This window comes from Actinoplanes sp. NPDC026623 (assembly GCF_040638275.1).
Classification (GTDB): Bacteria; Actinomycetota; Actinomycetes; order Mycobacteriales; family Micromonosporaceae; genus Actinoplanes.
In genome coordinates this window covers 1-17371 of record NZ_JBEZXZ010000191.1, presented here as the reverse complement: position 1 = coordinate 17371, position 17371 = coordinate 1, and the positions used below count along the sequence as shown (strand labels likewise).

Annotated in this window: 9 protein-coding genes and 2 pseudogenes; 4 read left to right on the top strand and 7 right to left on the bottom strand. The window is 73.8% G+C overall.

The window, feature by feature from the left end; genetic code table 11:
- The first annotated feature begins 44 nt into the window (after positions 1-44).
- Positions 45-104 carry a hypothetical protein gene (locus AB0F10_RS36380; protein ID WP_360635978.1) on the top strand — a complete coding sequence of 20 codons (60 nt, stop codon included), beginning with the start codon at positions 45-47 and terminating at the stop codon, positions 102-104.
- A 79-nt stretch (positions 105-183) separates the two neighbouring features.
- Here the strand turns inward: AB0F10_RS36380 and AB0F10_RS36375 are convergent.
- Positions 184-1140, bottom strand: a pseudogene (locus AB0F10_RS36375) (alpha/beta fold hydrolase); the annotation flags it as partial.
- Positions 1141-3435: 2295 nt separating this feature from the next.
- Here AB0F10_RS36375 and AB0F10_RS36370 point away from each other — a divergent pair.
- Positions 3436-6939, top strand: coding sequence for a hypothetical protein (locus AB0F10_RS36370; protein ID WP_360635975.1), 3504 nt, complete (start codon positions 3436-3438; stop codon positions 6937-6939).
- Between the two features lie 6 nt (positions 6940-6945).
- On the opposite strand, the gene AB0F10_RS36365 is transcribed toward AB0F10_RS36370, so the two are convergent.
- Positions 6946-8970: a hypothetical protein gene (locus tag AB0F10_RS36365; protein WP_360635972.1), complete on the bottom strand. Its 2025-nt coding sequence runs from the start codon at positions 8968-8970 to the stop codon at positions 6946-6948.
- 149 nt (positions 8971-9119) lie between these two features.
- Between AB0F10_RS36365 and AB0F10_RS36360 the strand changes: the two genes are divergently transcribed.
- Entirely contained in the window at positions 9120-10352 is a 1233-nt protein-coding gene (locus AB0F10_RS36360) for an SGNH/GDSL hydrolase family protein (protein ID WP_360635969.1), read from the top strand.
- On the opposite strand, the gene AB0F10_RS36355 is transcribed toward AB0F10_RS36360, so the two are convergent.
- On the bottom strand, positions 10336-12387 hold the full coding sequence (locus tag AB0F10_RS36355) for a hypothetical protein (RefSeq protein WP_360635966.1): 2052 nt from the start codon (positions 12385-12387) through the stop codon (positions 10336-10338). The two genes, AB0F10_RS36360 and AB0F10_RS36355, sit on opposite strands and share 17 nt — an antisense overlap.
- Positions 12388-12606: 219 nt before the next feature.
- Between AB0F10_RS36355 and AB0F10_RS36350 the strand changes: the two genes are divergently transcribed.
- A complete protein-coding gene (locus AB0F10_RS36350) occupies positions 12607-13941 on the top strand; it encodes a lipase family protein (RefSeq protein ID WP_360635963.1) in 1335 nt (444 codons plus the stop codon).
- 844 nt (positions 13942-14785) lie between these two features.
- Here the strand turns inward: AB0F10_RS36350 and AB0F10_RS36345 are convergent.
- From AB0F10_RS36345 to AB0F10_RS36330, 4 genes and pseudogenes are all read right to left on the bottom strand, one after another.
- Positions 14786-15229 (bottom strand): hypothetical protein, encoded by a 444-nt coding sequence (locus tag AB0F10_RS36345; protein ID WP_360635960.1) that lies wholly within the window; start codon positions 15227-15229, stop codon positions 14786-14788.
- 17 nt (positions 15230-15246) lie between these two features.
- Positions 15247-16089 carry an ABC transporter permease gene (locus AB0F10_RS36340; RefSeq protein WP_360635957.1) on the bottom strand — a complete coding sequence of 281 codons (843 nt, stop codon included), beginning with the start codon at positions 16087-16089 and terminating at the stop codon, positions 15247-15249.
- Complete coding sequence (locus AB0F10_RS36335) at positions 16086-17033, bottom strand: ABC transporter ATP-binding protein (protein WP_360635954.1); 948 nt, start codon at positions 17031-17033, stop codon at positions 16086-16088. Before AB0F10_RS36335 ends, AB0F10_RS36340 begins: the two co-directional genes overlap by 4 nt.
- Before the next feature lie 52 nt (positions 17034-17085).
- A pseudogene (locus tag AB0F10_RS36330) lies at positions 17086-17371 on the bottom strand (MFS transporter); the annotation flags it as partial.

Here is a 17371-nt window from a genome sequence, read left to right as displayed (position 1 = left end):
CACCGGCCGGCGACCAGTCCGCCGACCCGATCGTGGTCGTCGGCATGAGCTGCCGCTATCCCGGCGACGTCCGCTCGCCCGAGGACCTGTGGGCGCGCCGATGAGGCCCGGCCCGGCGAGCGAGGCGATCGCCAGGCCGGGTATGCCCGCGTCGTCGTGGTCACCGGGCACGGCGTAGGAGGCCCGGTCCACGCCGGCGGCGAGGAAGGCGGCGGCCCGTACCGTCGGTGCGGCCGCGCCGGGGGCGACGGCCGTGACGAAGCGCAGCGCGTCGCCCAGGTCCAGGCCGGTCAGCGGGCTGCCGGCGTGCGGGGTGCCCAGGGTGACGATGCCGGCGACCGCGCCCGGATGCGCCGCCGCGTACTCGCGGGCGAGGTTCCCGGACGCCGCGTGGGCGACCAGGTGGACCGACGGCAGCCCGGTCAGCGCCCGGGCCCGGGCCACGACCCGGTCGAGCTGGCCGGGCGAACCGGCGCCGGCCAGGTCCACCGTGTACGCGGGCGAGACCGCCCTGACCCCGGTGAGGTCGACGGTCAGCGGGTCGGCGCCCGGCACCGCCAGGTGGAAGTGCGCGTCCGGCGCGTGCTGCGGGCTCACGGCGGTCAGCAGCGGCGCCCACACGCGGTGGTCCTCGAACGGCGCCGAGAGCAGCAGCACGCAGCGGTCGCCCGGCGCCCACGCGTCCAGTTGGGCCCGGACCTGCGCCACCGCGTCCGGGTGGCCGGGCAGGTCGGCGTGGGCGCAGGTGATCACGTCGCCCACCCGCCAGTCCGGGCCGACCGCGGTCTGCGACGCGTACGGGACCACGCCGTCGCTGCCGGCCAGCCAGCCGCGCAACGCCTCCAGCTCGTCCGCGATCCGGTCCGGGTCGCGCCCGTACAGCGCGCCGTGTGCCGCCGGTACCGGCTCCGCGGCGGCCTCCAGCCGGCCGAGCAGGTCCGCCGCGTTCGCGGCCGCCTCGAGGTGCCGCGCGTACGCCCGCGCCCAGCCCGGCGCCGGCACCCCGGTGTCCGCCCAGATCAGCAGGTCAACCCGGCGGTCCGCCGGGATCGCCGCCCGCCACGGCCGGTCCTCGGTGCCCCAGCCGGCGGGCAGCGCGGCCGGCTCCCGGTCGTCGATCGCGGCGGTCAGCCAGCGCATCGCCGGCAGCGCGAACGGCTCACCGCCGGCGGCCACCTCGGTGGCGAGCCGGCGCAGCTGCTCGCGCAGGGCGGACACGGGATCGCGCAGCAGCCCCGGCAGATCGTCCAGCGGCAGCACCGGCCAGTCCGGTGGCAGGTCCGGCAGCCGCCGGTGCAGGCCGAGCAGCGCGGTGGCGGCCACCGCCCGCCGGCCGCCCCAGCTCAGCGCCGCCTCGGCGATCAGCAGCCGCAGCACGGCCGGGAGCAGATCCGGCGGCAGCCCGATGCCCAGGTCGGGCGCGGCCGGGTCGAAGCCGCCCGGCGCCGGGACGGTGAAGTCGATAGGTCCGATGCGCTCGCCGCCGGCCCGCAACGCCAGCCCGGTGACCTGGGCGTCGACCCGCACGGCCGCGCCCGGGCACCATCCGGCCCGCAGGGCCACCCGCTGGGCGTCGATGCCGGTCCCGCCCCCGGTGGTGAGCGCGGGCGGGACGGTGCCGATCGTCAGCACCACCCCGGGAAGCAGCCTGGTGTCCGTACCGGCGGCGGAGAGGTCGAAGCCGAGCAGCCCGGCGCGGAGCTCCACGTCGGCCCAGGGCGCGGCGGCCCCGGCCGCCAGCCCCCAGCGGAGGCCGTGCGCCCCGGCGACCGGCGGGTCGTCCCAGGCCGCCACCGACAGCGTGACGAAACCGGCGGACGCCAGGCGGGCCTGCCACGGGTCGTCCACCGTGCCCGTGCCGGTGACCGGACCCGTCAGGCCGACCAGCGCGGCGATCTCGGCCAGCAGCGCCGACCAGGAATGGGCCGGGCCGTCGTCCAGCACCGCCCGGTGGAACGCGGCGATCGCCCGGGTCGGGGCGGTGGCGAGATCGGCCAGCACGACCCGGTGCGGGGAGGCGGGGTCGGCCGACGGGGGGACCAGCCCGATCAGGGCGGCCAGCGCATGCCCCGGCCCGGTGGGGCCGAGCAGGTCGTCGAGGGCGTCGGTGAGCGCGGTGGCCGCGGTCGCCGCGACGGCATCCACACTGGACAGATCGAGCACCGGGTACGGGTGGCCGTTCAGGTTCACGTCCACGAGCTCGAGGCGCGGCTGCACCGCGGTTCCCTGCCAGCGCAGCCCGGCCCGGACCGAGCCGATCGTCACCGCGCCCGAACTCGGCAGCGGCGGCACCGCGGACAGGCTGATCCCGGCGTCCGGGAGCAGGACCGCGGGCGCGGTGCCGCCGGTGGCGATCGCCACCAGGGTCGCGCTCGCTTCCAGCGCCACGCCGGCCGCCGACAGCTCCGCGGCCAGGCCGATCAGCAGCCGGCCGGTGGGGCCGGTCCCGCTGCGGGCCAGCGTCAGCGCCAGGCTCGGCCCGCCGGCCACGTCCAGCAGCACCGCATGCAGCGGCTTCGCCTCGGTGCCGGCGCCGGTGAGCACCGGGTCGCCGCCGGCCAGCCCGGACAGGTGCCCGGCCCAGGTGCGCAGGGTCTGCGGGTCGTCGGCCAGCAGCCCGATCCAGTCCCGGAACGCGGCCGGGTCGGTGAGCCGTTCGATCGGCAGCGGCGGGAGCCCGGGCGCCAGCCCGAGCACGCCGGGCAGGTGGTCGACGACCCGGTTGCCGGGCATGCCGGCCTGCTCGAGCACCTCGCGGACCAGCGCCACCAGCACCGGCGCGGCGTCCGCGCCGATCGCTGCCGGATCCAGTTCCACCGTACGGGGGACGCCGTCGCCGAGATCCAGGTCGCGCAGCACGATCCGCGCGGACCCGCCGCCCGCCAGGTCGACAAGGGCACGGACCCCGGCGTCCAGGGCACCCGCCCGCAGATCCAGCCGGACCTCCAGCGGGCCGGCGGCCGTACCCGCGATCGGGGTCAGCCCGGCGGCGGCGTCGATCAGCGGCAGGTGCAGCACCAGCGCGGCGCCCGGGTCGGTGGTCGGCGTGCCCGCCCGGGCCGCCAGGCCGAGCACGTCCCCGGTCACGGTCAGGTACAACCCGAACGGCCCGTCCTCGAACAGCGGATGCCAGCTCTGCTGCGGGCCGCCGAGCCCGGCCGACGGCGGCAGCGCCTCGTCGAGCAGATCGAGCAGGGCCCGCCGCTGCACCGGAACGGAGACCAGGCCGCGCAGCTTGGCGATCGGGTCGTTGAACCAGGTCTGGTCCACGTTGCCGTCGCCGTCGATCAGCCCGATCGCGGTGGCCAGCGACAGCAACCGGCGATCGGCGCCGCCCGGCGTCGTCACCGATGTCTCAACGGGGGATGTGCACGGGCCACCGCGTCACGATGTCATGGACGGTGTGACCGGGGATAGAGATCGCAGGTGTGGTTGATGAACCAGCCGGTCCAGAGTGTCATCCGGTCCAGCGCGTCATTGCTCCGGTTGGCCGATGGCGATCTCGCCGCGGTTCTGCAGAAGTATCCGCAATGGAATCCGGTCGAGCTCCTGGCAGACGCGGGCGGCCTGTCGGGCCTGGAGGCCGGATATCCGCTGTCCGCGCCGGAGATCGTCCGGCGGCTCACCGCCCGCTGGGGCGCCGGCGCGGTGCGCCGGCTGCGGGCCGCGGATCAGCGGATCCTTCAGGCCGTACGGTCCGCGGCCGAGGTGCACGAGACGCTGGACCGGATGGCGTTCGAGCGGTCGGCGCGTGCGGCGGATGTCGCCGCCACGATCCTGCGGCGCGCGGCCGGGTCCTACCGGTTGAGCTACGCCGAGGTGCTCACCGTGCTCGGCCTCGGCGACCAGGATCAGCCGGCGGGCCGGCCGGACGACCTCGAGCCGGCGCCGTCCTCGCTGGCCGTGCTGGGCGAGATGCTCTGGTCGACGGCGTACACGGATCCGGCCGCCCTGGTGGCCACGATCACCGGCGAGGCCATGCAGGCGCAGGAGATCGCCGACGACTTCGTCGAACAGGGCCGGCAGAAGACCGGCGTCGTCGTCGCGCACCACGACACCGACGACGTGGACTATCGGGCGGGCGCCGTGCTGGCCCCGACGGCCGGATGCGAGAACGAGGACCGGGCGATCGCGCAGGCCCGGCTGACCGGTGTGGCCACCGCCGTGCTGCAGACCTGGGACCACCCGCCGACGTTCCACACCTATGCGCTGGAGCCGGGGCTCACCTGGCCGGACGCCCTGGCCGTCAACGGGCCACCCCGGATGGACCTGACCACCGCCGGGGCGGACGCCGCGGTCGTCGCGCTCACCACCGCGGAGGGACACGTGCTGCGGTCCACCGGTGGCCGCTACTTCGCCTCCCTGGCCATCCCGCGGGACTTCAGGTGGTCCGCGAACGAATACCGCGACGCCGAGCCGGCGCCGTACCTCGCGGCCGACCTGGAGCTCGCCGACCTGCAATCGCAGGGCGACGACGCCGCGACCGGCGACGTCTACCGCGCCAACCTGCCGTTGGAGGCGCTGTTCTACCAGACCGTGCTGGACTACACCCTCGCCGCCCTGGCGCAGTCCGAGCGAAAACTGATCACGTTACGCCGCCGGTACCACCCGATCGACTCGCCGCTGCCGTTGCCGGAGCCCGGGGCGGCGCTGCAGACCCAGACGGCCGCGCTGCGCCCGCTCGTGCACGCCGCCGCCCTCCTGGCCTGGGTGATGGGTGACCGCGAACCGAGCGAGGCGGAGAGCCGCAGCACCGTGCGGCTCACCAGCCAGATCGGCGCCATCGCCGCCGCCGAGCCGCTCGCCGCGCTGTTCATCGAGGTCGACCGGGACACCGACGAGGCGCCGGAGCTCGACGAGTTCACCGACCGGCTCGCCGGTGAGGCCGCCGGCGGCGCCACGGCGAAGGCCATCGCCGCCATCGACCTGCGCCTGGACAACATCGTCAAGCTGCGCGCCCACCTGCACGCGGCCCACCCGGTCGCGGCCCGGCGCCTGCAGGCGGTGCACCCGGACGCGCTGCAGGCCTTCACCCTCGAGCAGCTCGACGTCATCAATGCCGGCGTGTACGCCGGCGACCTGCGCGACCTGGCCGCCGACGCGGGCCTCGAGCTGGTCAACATCCTGCTGATGACGATCGGGACGCTGGCACCGCCGGCTGCGCTGCCCGCCGCCGGGCTGTCCGCGGCCATCGGCGTGGTCCGCAACTTCACCGAGTTCCGCGACGCCGAGCTGCTGACCGCGATGGCGAACCTCGACGTGCCGGACGGCTTCCAGCTGGCGGGCCCGGCGGAGGCACAGGCGGCGCGCAGGGCGGCCTGGGTCGGCCTCGGCCTGTGCCTTGTCGACTTCCTGTTCCTCGGCGCCGACGTCGGCCGGCACCTGCGAAGGGCCGGCACCGGCCTGGACGCGGCCAGTCCGCTCGCGACCGCGCTCGGCGCCTCGGCCGGCCCGTTCCGGCTCGCCCGGCCGCGAGTCGCCACGATGGCCGCGCTGCCCGGTGGCGGCCTGGCCGCGAAGGAGCTGCGCGGGCTGGAGGCGGCGGCCGAACTGGCCAACCACCGCCGGCTCAGCAGCGCCGCGTTCAAGGAACTGGCCGCCGAGCTGCGGCTGCCGCAGCGCCGGCTGCGCAATCTGCTGATCGCGGCGCTCGACGAGACCAGCCGCCTGACCGTGATGGAGGTGCTGCGCAAGGCCGCCCGTGGCGTGCTGGGCGGCGGCAAGGCGAAGGCGGTGAAGGCCGCGGCCGTCCTGAAGGCCGCGGAGAACCTGGCGGTCAAGCCCGGCCGCAGGGTCAAGGAACTGCTCATCGTCGGGTCCGGTGAGGCCGAGCTCGGCTGGGGTCTCGAACAGCTGCGGGCCGGGCGGCGGGCCACCGTGGTGGCCCCGGCCCGCAACGCCGGGGTGGGCGCGTTCGAGGCCGGCAACGGCCGGTTCGTGCAGGGCGCGATCGCCGACCTGCCGGTCGGATACCGCTGCTCGGTGGCGCGCGAGGAGCTGGCGAGCGCGTCCGCGCTGACCGACGTGGAGGCGTTCCTCAGCGAGCGCGGCAACCGCCTGGAGCTGGGCGGGCAGTGGGTGGTGGTGACCGAGTCCCGGGAGGCGGCCGGCCGGCTCGCCGGCGCCGCACCGCGCGACGGCCTGCGGATCTGGACCACCGAGTACCAGACGATCCGCAACGGGAAGGCCATCACCCGGTACGCGGTCGTGATGGCCAAGCCGCGTCCGACCACGATGATCGCGTTGAGCGGACTGGGCCGCCCGGCCAAGCTGACCGACGCCCGGATCGGCCGCTACCTGACGGTGCTGCAGAACCCGGCCAACGCGAACCGGCTGCGGCGCAAGCTCGGCGACGTCTGGCACCAGGGCATGGTCGAGGCGGGCCAGGTCGCCACCGGCCGGCTGGCCAACCTGACCGGCAACATCGGCGAGATCCTCAGCGACGGCTACAAGGCGGAGGTCCTCGCCGCGCGGGTGGCCGAGGCCGAGACCGCGGGCGCCGTCCTGCAGCGTGAGGTCCGCCGCATCGACGGCGTGACCAAGCAGTCCAAGGAGTTCACCGACGACCTGATCACCGTCGAGCGTGAGGGCAACCTCTACGTCACCGACGTCTTCGAGGTCAAGGCCGGCCCGCGCGGCGGCCAGGAGGGCCGCACCCAGCTGTTCGGCTGGGTCGAGAACGAACTCGAGGAGGGCGACCGGATCGTGGCCGGCGGCCGCACCTGGCTGTACAAGCCCGGCAGCACGGAGAAGGGGCAGATCATCAGCCTCGCCCGCGCGCGGCGCCATCTCGTCACCGCCCAAGGCGCGGAGAACGTGGGCCGGCGCACCGCGGACCAGATCGCCGCGTCCGTGGTGACCGCGCCGCTGGAACCGACCGCCGCCGACATCGAGTACCTGGCCCGCCGGATCATCGAGGGCCTGCCGCCGGCACCCTGACCGGGCTCAGACCGCGGCCTCCCGGTACGCGCCGGCCTCGTCGTGCCACTGGGCGGCGGCGATCCGCTGAAGCGTGTTGTACCGCGCCGTGCCGTTGTCCGCCGGGATCGGGCCGGTCCACGGCGCCAGATTGCCGGCGAGGTCGTCGGCCAGGACGCGGGCCGTCGCCGGCCGCGCGTTGAACCGGGCGTACATCAGGAACCGCCTGGCCGTCTCGTCGGCCACCGCGCCGGCCAGGTAAGCGACCATCTCGTCGAGGCGCGCGTGCAGCTCCGCGGCGACCAGCTCGATCGCCGCCTCCCAGCCGCGGACCGTGCCGACCTCGAGCGTGCGGCGGGAATGCTCGTCGCGGACCTCGGTCCGGTTCCAGGTCACCCTCGCGGCCACCGCCGGATCGACGTAACCCGCGGTGACCAGGTTGAACGCGTACTCGGCGCGTTCGTCGGCGGCCCCGGGCGGCACCTCCGGCGGAACCGCGGGCCGCCCCACCGGCAGCCTGCCGGTCCGGTAGACGATCAGGTCCAGTCCGACGAAGTTGTAGGCGTCCAGCACCTCGTCCGGGTCGAACGCCCCGGACCCGGCCAGGTGCGCGCCGCCGCCCTCGCCGAAGAACACCACCTGCAGGAACTCCGGCGACAGGCCGTGCCGGCCGGCGGACTCGCGGAACAGGCCGTACAGCGCGCCCTGCGGGCGGTGCGCTGGGAAGCCGGGGACGATCCAGTCCAGGTGGGCCTCCACATTCCAGCGCAGGGACGCCTGGTCCTGCCACTTCCTGCGGTCGAGCGGGGCGACCGCGCCGTAGCCGGCCCAGGCCATCGCCGCGTCGAACGCCCGCAGATGCGCGTCGATCGTGGCGCCCGCCCCGGCACCGATCGCCACGTCGAGCGCGGCCTGCGGCGGCCCGCCGGCCCGGCGCGGCGCCACCGGCGGCAGGCTCAGCCGAACCTGATCGCCGGCCGGCACGGCGGCCGGATCCAGCGACCGGGGAATCACCCAGAACCGGTACGTGTCGTCGGCCAGCGCGACATGGGCCACCCCGGACAGCGGCAGCCGCAGCGATTCGGTCTCACCACCCCCGGCCGGCCGCCAGCACAACTGGTACGCCGGGTACGGCCGCCGCGGCGAGGCGCCCGGATCGGCACCGGGCAGCGGCGGCCGGCGGACCTCGATCCGGCGGTACCGGCGGCCGTCCGGCAGTGCGGCCGCGAGCGCGGACCGCAGCGGCGAGGCGGCCGGATGGTCGGCTGCCCACGCCGCGCCGGGCGCCGCCTGGAACAGCGCCCGGGCGGAGATCACGCTGTGCGCGGGATGGGCCGGGTTGTTGAGCTGGTCGGCGTACGCCCGCAGCGCCGGCGGCACCAGCGGCTCGCCGGCCAGGGCGTCGAACTCCGGCCGGTCGTCGAACCAGGACGGATACAGCATCTCGGCGTCCGACGACGCGATCGTGAGCCGCAGGGTCCCGCCGGGAGCGAGGACCGGGAGCGGCTGCGCCGAATCGATGTCGACCGGCACCCGGACCCGGCCGGCCAGGACGCCGATCACCAGCTTCTGGTGGTATTGCGGGTCGGTGGCGGGCACCGGCACACCGCCGAGGGTGAACCCCTGCCTGGGCACCGCGGCCAGCGCGGCGAACAGGAACTCCCGGGTGAGCACGACCTTGCTGTACCGGACCACCGCGGGCAGCGGCGTGAACCCGGGCAGGTGACGGCCGAAGCCGGCGTCGAGCACACCCGGCGTCGTCCGCAGCAACAGGTCACCGGTCACCGGCCACGAGTCGTAGCGGCCGGGCGTCACCTGCGCGGGAACGGTCGGGCCGTGCCGCACGGAGTCCGGCACGAACTGCAGGCTGCCCTCCCACAGCGGCGCGATCTGCACGGGGGCGTCGGCCTCGAACGCCAGTAGCAGCGTCTGCGGGTAGGGGTCGCCGACCACCGGATCCCCGGTCGGCGGTGTCTCGGTGACGGTCAGGTTTCGCAGCAGCGCGTGGTGCTCGCCCCGGATCGGCGTACGCAAGAACCCGTCAACCCGCATGGTGACACCCTGCCAGCCGCCGGGTCCGCACCGGACCACCCGCCCGGGCAGTACTTTGCCGGAACGCCGTCGTGGTCAGTTGATTTCTCCACGCCGGAGCGCCAAGCTATGGGAGCGCTCCCATAGACGTGTCTCAATGACGGAGGTTCGTGGTGAAGCGAAGAGGCCTGCTCGCCGTCCTGCTCGCGATCGTCGCCGTCGGCGCCGTGGCGCCGGCCGCCCACGCCGCCGCCATCTTCCCCGCGCCGCCGGGAGGCCCGTGGACCGGCGGCTGGGCGACCAGCCCGCAGCGCGAGGCGGGTCCGGCCTTCGCCGATCAGACGCTGCGGATGCTCGTGCATCCGACGCTGGGCGGCTCCCCGATCCGGATCCGCCTGGCCAACACGTTCGGCGCGCAGGACGTCACGTTCGAGGCGGTCAACGTGGCCCGCGCGGTCGTGTCCGGCTCGGCCGACCTGGTCGCCGGCACCGGCCGGCGGGTCACCTTCGGCGGCCGGGCCTCGGTGACGGTGCCGGCGGGCACCTCACGCCTCAGCGACCCGATCGACCTGAGTGTCGGCGTCGGCCAGGACCTCGCCGTCGACCTGTACGTCACCGCGGGCGGCGACGCCACCGCGATCACCGGACACGACGCCGCTCAGGGTACCCAGTTCGTCGCGGCCGGCAACCAGGCCGGCGCCGCCGGCGGCGCGTTCACCGGCACCGTGAACTCCACGTTCTGGCTCGACGGCGTCGACGTCCGGCCGGCCCCGGCCGTGCGGGGCAGCATCGTGGCGCTCGGCGACTCGATCACCGACGGTGCCTACACCACCTGGAACGGCAACGACCGCTGGACCGATGTGCTCGCCGCGCGGCTGCGGACGCTGCCGCCGCACCGCCACCTCGGCATGCTCAACCAGGGGATCGGCGGCAACCAGATCCTCACCGACCGCACCGACTGCTGCGGCGCCGGCATCAGCATCTCCGCGCTGAAGCGCCTCGACGACGACGTGCTGCGCCAGACCCGGGTGAAGTACCTGATCCTGGCCGACGGCATCAACGACATCGGATACCACGCCGACCCCGACGCCCTCATCGCCGCGATGACGACGATCGTCCGGCGCTCCCACGCCGCCGGCATCAGGGTGATCGGCGCGACCATCACCCCGTACGGCTGCGACGGCGGCTGCTTCGGCACCGAGCAGGAGGCGACCCGGCAGAAGGTCAACGCCTTCGTCCGGACCACCCGCCTCTTCGACGGGGTGGCCGACTTCGACGCCGCCATCCGCGACCCGCAGGACCCCAGCCGGGTGCTGCCCGCCTACCAGGCGGACCCGCTGCACCCGAACATCGCCGGCCAGAAGGCGATGGCCGACTCCGTCGACCTCAGCCTCTTCCGCTGATGCGCGCCTGCTCCCACATCTCGGTGTAGGCCTCCGCCCCGTTGAGCAGGTCCCGGCGCAGCGGCGTCGCGTCGGGGCCGGCCTGGTTGATCAGGTCGGCCATCCAGTCCGCGTAGAGCCCGTACTGGGCGACGCCGTCGGTGTTCAGGTCGAACGTGCGGGACCCGTACACCTGCCTGGCGACCTGGGTGCCGTTGATCGCGGTGAACGGGTACGTGAGCGGGCTGGAGCCGGCGTCCAGGCGCGGCGCGGCCTGAGTGCCGAGGCCGTTCACGTCGGTGCCCACGCCGTACCCGGTGATCCTCGAGCCGTTGGCCAGGCTCCTGTTGGCCCGCCACTGGTCGAGGAACGTCGGCGTGCCCTGGCCGTCGTCGCGGGCCGAGAACGCGTAGCCGGCGACGAAACCGCCGACACCGAGCGTCCGGTTGACCATGGACGGGTCGGCCCAGCTGTGCACCGAGGCGACGCCGGGGTATCCGGCCCGCTCGGCCATGTCGAGCACGTCGGAGGCGGTCTTCACGCCCATGTGGTCGATGTGAATGATCATGCCGCGGGCCATCATCTGCTCGATCAGGTACCGGCCGAGATCGGTGAGGCCGCGTACGTTGCAGATCTTGCCGCTCGGGTAGACCGGCAGGATCGCGCCGGCCGGCAGGCCGACACCGAGCTGCAGCAGCCGGGCGAGGTCGTCGCTGACCAGGGGCTGCTCGTTGTCGGACGGGCCGGCGCAGGAGGTCGCCTGCCACCAGTGGCCGGTGGAGATCAGGTTGCCGACGTTGATCGCGGCACCGGTGACGCCGCCGTCGAAGCGGGTGCCGCCGAACGCGTTGTCGAACTTGTGCACGGGGTAGAAGCCGCTGACGCCCATGCCCGCCAGTTCGTCGAGGCCGGCGTCGATCTGGGCCCGGGTGCACTGCGGTACGTCGCTGATCTCCCGGCATCCGAAGATCTCGGAGTTCTCCACGCCGATGGTGACCGCCAGCTTGCCCTGGGCGGCGATCCGGCGCACCTCGGCCGGGGTGGTGGCCAGCCGGAACCAGCCCCTGCCGGGGCCGCCGCTGCGGGCGTCCACGTAGTCCTGCATCCGGCGCAGATAGGTGGCCTGCGCCCGGATCTGGTCCATCTCGTCGCAGGACGTGTGCTGCAGCGTCAGCCCGCAGATCACCCGGTTCGCGACCAGAAGCACGTTGAGCACCCGCTGCCCGGACTGCCAGGCGCGTTCCAGGCTGCGGAAGTAGGACGCCTCGTGCAGCATCGTGTCGTACTGCGGCCAGTCGTTGAAGGTGGGCCAGCCGTCCTCCGCGGAGTCGATCGGATCGGTGCCGGCGATGATCGCCTCGAGCAGGGCGCCCCAGCCGAGCGTCATGTGTGAGGGGCAGGGCTGGAGCGCGACCGGCGCGCCGCCGGGCGCGTACGCGTCACCGCAGTGCAGCGATCCGCCGAACGCCTCGGCCGCGGTGATGTGCGCGTGGGCGTCGATCCAGCCGACGAGCCTGCCGTGGGAATCCACGCCGGGCGCCGGGGTTCCGCTGACGCCGGTGGCGATGTCCGGGATCGTCGCGCACCCGTTCGCCGGTGCGAGCGCTACGGTCGAGTCGGCGTTGCCCGCGCCGAGCCCCCCGAGGTAGGAGCCCATCTGCTGGCCGGTCGCGGTGGACACGAGGCGGTAGCGGCCGTCCGCGGCGCTGACCGTCCAGTCGGCACGGTCGCCGTAGGAGTCACCGGCCCACACCCAGCCGAGCATGCTCTGATACGGCGGCCGGCCGGCGGCGTCCCGGAGCAGGTAGCGGCCGAGCTGGGTGGCCTCGAACCGGAACGGCTCGGCGCCCGCCGCGGTGCCGGTGAAGCCGTAGCCGACCGAGGTGCGCCGGACGTATCCGCGCGACGTCGATCCGTCGAACACCTGGAGCGTCGCGCACGTGCCCTCCAGGTCGTCGGCGGGTGTCCAGGCCGGAGCTGCGGCGGCGGGTGCGGGCAGCCCACCGACGATCCCCGATACCAGGAGGGCCGCGGCCAGTCCGCGCAGTCGTGTCATGGGAACTCCCTTGCTCGATCATGGCCGGGGCACAGCGAGTGTAAGAAGCGTCACAGGGCAAACCTAGGGGAAAGTGAATTCTTCTCAGATACTGCATCTTCCTCGCGGGAGTGAGAAATGTGAACTCTGGAATCCCTCGTTTGCAATAGTTACCGTCCGGTAACCGCGCGGACTCATTGGCGTTCATGAGTGGATCGCGCTGAGCCGACGGAGGCCGACATGTCCACCCGCACCCGCCTAACCGCTGCGCTACTGACCGCATCGATCGTGGGCGCGGGCATCGCCCCCCTCGCGGCCGGGGCCGCCGACACCGTGATCACGTCCCGGGGCATCCCGATCCCCGCCTTCTACACGCCGCCCGCGACGCTGCCCGCGGACAACGGCACGCTGATCCGCACCGAACCGCTCCCGCTGGCCCTGTCGCTGCCGGGCGTCAACGGCCCGCTGCCCGGCAGCGCGACCCGGATCATGTACAAGTCCACCGACTCGGGCGGCAAGCCGGTCGCCGTCACCGGCGCCTACCTCGAACCGGCCGCGCCCTGGCCCGGGCTCGGACCGCGCCCGCTTGTCGTCCTCGCGCCCGGCACCATGGGCCAGGGCGACCAGTGCTCCACCTCCCTGGCCCTGCAGCACGGCCTCATCCTCGGTATCGGCCGGGAACAGTCCACCGTGTCGATCGGCTACGAGATCCTGGCCATCTACCGGCTCCTCGCCCGGGGCGTCGCCGTCGTACAGACCGACTACGCCGGGCTCGGCACCACCGACCGGCTGCACACCTACATCAACCGGGTGGACTCCGGGCACGCCGTGCTGGACGCCGCCCGGGCGGCCAAGGCGCTCCCGGACACCTCGGTCACCGCCAGCTCCGCCGTGGGCCTCTACGGCTACAGCCAGGGCGGCGGCGCGGTGGCCTCGGCCGCGGAACTGCAGGCGTCATACGCGCCCGACGTACGGCTGAGGGCCACCTACGCGGGCGCACCGCCGGCCGACATCACCGACGTCACGGCGGCGATCGACGGCAGCGAGCTGGTGGGTGCGCTGGGCTGGTCGGTGAACGGGTTCGTCCAATCCGAGCCGGACCTGCAGCCGCTGCTCGACCGCTATCTCAGCGACGCCGGCCGGGCCGTGCTGAAGGATCTCTCCACCATGTGCGTCGGTGACGCGCTCTTCGCGTACGCCAACCGGCGCAGCTCGGCGTGGACGGTGAACGGCGAGTCCGTGCTCGACATCATCCGGGCCGAGCCTCGCCTGCGGGACTACCTCGACGAGCAGCGCGTCGGCGACCGTAAGCCGGCCGGCATCGTCCGGGTGGCCACCGGCGTCTTCGACAACGCAGTACCCCACGGCCAGGCCCGGGGGCTGGCCGTCGACTGGTGCCGGCTCGGCGGCGACGTCGTCTACGCCCCGGTCATCCTGCCCGATGCCGGCAACCCGCTGCTGAACCACTTCGGGCCGCTGGTGGCCGACCAGGGCCCGGCCGTGGACTGGCTCACCCACCGGCTCGCCGGCCTGCCGGCCCCATCCACCTGCGCGATCCTTCCCCTCCAGCCGTAACCCGGCGACCTGCGGGCAGGCCGCTTGACCGGTGCGGATGACCTTTCGCCACCCGGGTTGGAGGCTCGCTGCGACTTGCCGGCGGCCGTGCCGCCTGTCCGGTCATCGACCGGGCCGCCGGCTGTCGCCGGGTCGCTCAGAGCCGTCGTCGTGCACCGGCTGGTTGACGCCTGTCTCTGGCGCTGGGGCCCGGCCGGATTCCCGCGGCGATGGGTGCCGGCTCAGCCACCGGGCATGCGAGGCGAGGATCTCCGGAGTCAGGCTGCTCGGTGGGTGGGGTCCTCCTTCGTTGGGACGGGAGGCCGCAATCATGCGGGACTGAAACGGGTCGCGACGGTGACAGTGGTCCCGGTTGTGTCCCGAGTCGTTCAGGTCGGGTGACCCATTGTCTGCCGCGATTCGCCTGCTTATGGTGTCACCAGTTCAATAATTTCGCCGGCCACAACAAAATCGAAAAATCCTGTAATGCCGTTCAGCAACGACGTACGGATTCTCAGGGGTTTTCAATGACCCGAACAAGTCGCCCCAGGCTTTGGCGCGAGCTGCCGCCGGGACAATCCTTGCCCTCGCCGCCACCTGTTTCTCCGTGACGCCAGGCGCCGCCGATGTCGCCGCGCCGCACAGTTCGTCGAGGACGCGAACCGGTGGACCGCGGAAGCCTGTGGGTGCCAAAGGGGGGGCCCACAGGCTTACCGCCTGGCGCCGGCTGCCGGCCGCAATCATGCTTCGAGGAGGTCGTCCCCATCGGAGACGGTCCCGGCGCGGTCCGCATCACCAGCCGTGTGCCGGGTTCCGGTGCGGTCACCCGCGTCGGCGGCTCCGTGCGTGACGGGCCGGTCCGCGGTCAGCTGCCGGCGTCGATGACGCCGTCGAACTCGAAGACGGGGTTGGGGACGTCGTGGCCGTGCGTGTCGGTGATGGTGGCCAGGCCGACGATCTTGGAGGGGCCGCCGGCGACGTAGGTGGCGTCGGTCTTGACGGTGACCTCGAACTTGCCGTCCTGGTGCCGGCCGTGATCGTCGGTCCAGCTCATCATGCAGATCCAGTTGGGACCGGCGCCGGTGTCGGCGACCGCGGGGCCGCCCCTGTCGCAGCTGGCCCCGGCGCCGATGGTGGCGGTGGTGATGCCCGGGATGCCGAGCAGGTGGGACTGCTGGACGTACAGGTTCGCGAAGGTCGGCGCGAGCGCGCGTTCGAGGCCGGCCCTGGTGATCTCGGGGTGGCCGGCGGCGGCCGTGGCTGTGATGGCGGCGCCGACGGCGATGACGGCGAGCGTACGGGTGATCATGGGTGGCATGGGTTCGGTCAGCCTTCGGTGATGTCGCGGCGGCGCAGGGACACGTACGCCGCGGCGAGGCAGGTGAGGGTCCAGCCGGCGCTGACGGCGAGGCCGGTGGCGAGCGGCCCGGTGAACGGGTGCTGATCGAACATGCCGTGCCAGCTCTCGAACGGCGTGGTGAGCAGGAACTTGCGGGTCAGGTCGAGGCCGCCGACGCTGCCGAGCAGCTGCATGGTGAAGCCGAGGACGACGGGTGCGGCGATGCCGAGTGCGGCGTTCCTCGTCCGGATCGACAGCAGCAGGGCCAGCGCGGTGAAGCCGATGGTCGGGGCGATCGCGGTGGCCCAGGCGGCGATGATCAGCCACAGGGCGTGTGCGGGGGCGATGGTCTGCCCGGACAGGCCGGTCAGCGGCTGGGTGCCGATGATCAGCAGGCCGGCGGCGATGGTGCTCGCGGCGAAGACCGCCAGCACGAGCAGGTTGTAGCCGATCGCGGTCAGCGTCTTGGCCCAGAAGACGTGGGTGCGGCTGACCGAGCGGGTCAGCAGCGTCTTCCAGGTGCCGTGCTGGTCCTCGCTCGCGAAGATGTCGCCGGCCACGACCGCGGCCAGCAGCGGCAGCACCCACTGGGCGGCGAAGGCGAGCATGAGCAGCGGCATGGCGTAGCCGCTGAGGTGGACGAGCCTGCCGTAGATGGTGTCCGACGGCGGCTGCTCCTGGCCGTTGACCACGGCGACCACGACGACGGGGAGGATCAGGGCGGCGGCGAGCAGTGCCCGGCTGCGGGCCTGGGCGGCGAGCTTGACGATCTCCCAGCGCAGGGCGGCGCGCAGGCCGGGCGTTCGGGCCGTGGTGGTGGTGGGGATCATCGTGCGGCTCCGGTGGTGGCGGGTTCCGGGGCGGGCGCGCCGGGTTCGGTGAGCATGAAGAACAGCGCCTCGAGCGGCGTTTCCCGGCGGGCCAGGGCGCGCAGCGCGATCCCCTCGGCGACCACCTCGGCGACCAGCGCGTCGATGTCCGGCTGGGCGCCCCGCACGGCCAGGCCATCGTCGAGGGGGGTCACCGTCAGGCCGGCGGCGGTGGCCAGCATCGCCGTCCGGCCGTCGTCGGTGGTCCGGATCTCGTGCGCCTGCTCGGGCGCCTTCTCGCGCAGGGCGGCGATGGAGCCGTGGTAGACGACCGCGCCGGCGCGCATGATGGTCACGTCGTCGCAGATCTCCTCGACCTCGCCCATGTCGTGGCTGGACAGCAGGACCGTCAGCCCGCCGGCCGCGAGGCGTTTCACCAGGGCGCGCATGTCGCGGATGCCGGCCGGGTCGAGGCCGTTGGCGGGCTCGTCGAGCACCAGCAGCCGTGGGTCGCGCAGCAGCGCGGCGGCCACGCCGAGGCGCTGGCGCATGCCGAACGAGTAGCCGCCGGCCTTGTCGCCGGCGCGCGCCCGCAGGTCGACGGTCTCCAGGACCTCGTCGATGCGCGACGGGCTCGTGGCGCCGTCGAGGCCGGCGAGGAGCCGCAGGTTCCTGCGGCCGGTCAGGCCGGGATAGAACTTCGGGCTCTCGATGAACCCGGCGACCCCGTCCAGCGCGCGGATCCCGTCACGCTGCCAGGTGCGGCCGAGGACGCGCAGGGTGCCCGAGTCGGGGCGGATCAGCCCGAACAGCATCCGCAGGAAGGTGGTCTTGCCGGCCCCGTTCGGGCCGAGCACCCCGTACACCTTGCCCTGGCCGACCCGCACGCTGAGCCGGTCGACCGCGGTGAGGGTGCCATAGGTTTTCGTGAGGCCGACCGCGTCGACCGCCGGGACATCGCTCATGAGGGGCCAAGGTAAGGATCGGGGATGAAAGCCACATGAAGCCGTCGCCCGTTCAGGTCGTGACGCGGCGGCGGGTGAAGGCCACGGCCGCACCGGCGGCGAGCAGGATCGCGAGAACGCCGAAGCCCCAGGCGAGGCCGGCGAGCGACGCCACCGCCGCCACCAGCAGCGGGCCTCCGGCATCGCCGAGCTCGCGGCCCAGTTCGGCCGCGCCCATCGTCTGCCCGAGGCGCGCGGCGGGCGTGCTCGCCGCCAGCGCCGCGAAGCCCAGCGGCGTGATCAGCCCGGTGCCCACGCCGATCGCCACGGCGGCCGCGAGCACGCCGGCCAGGCCGGGC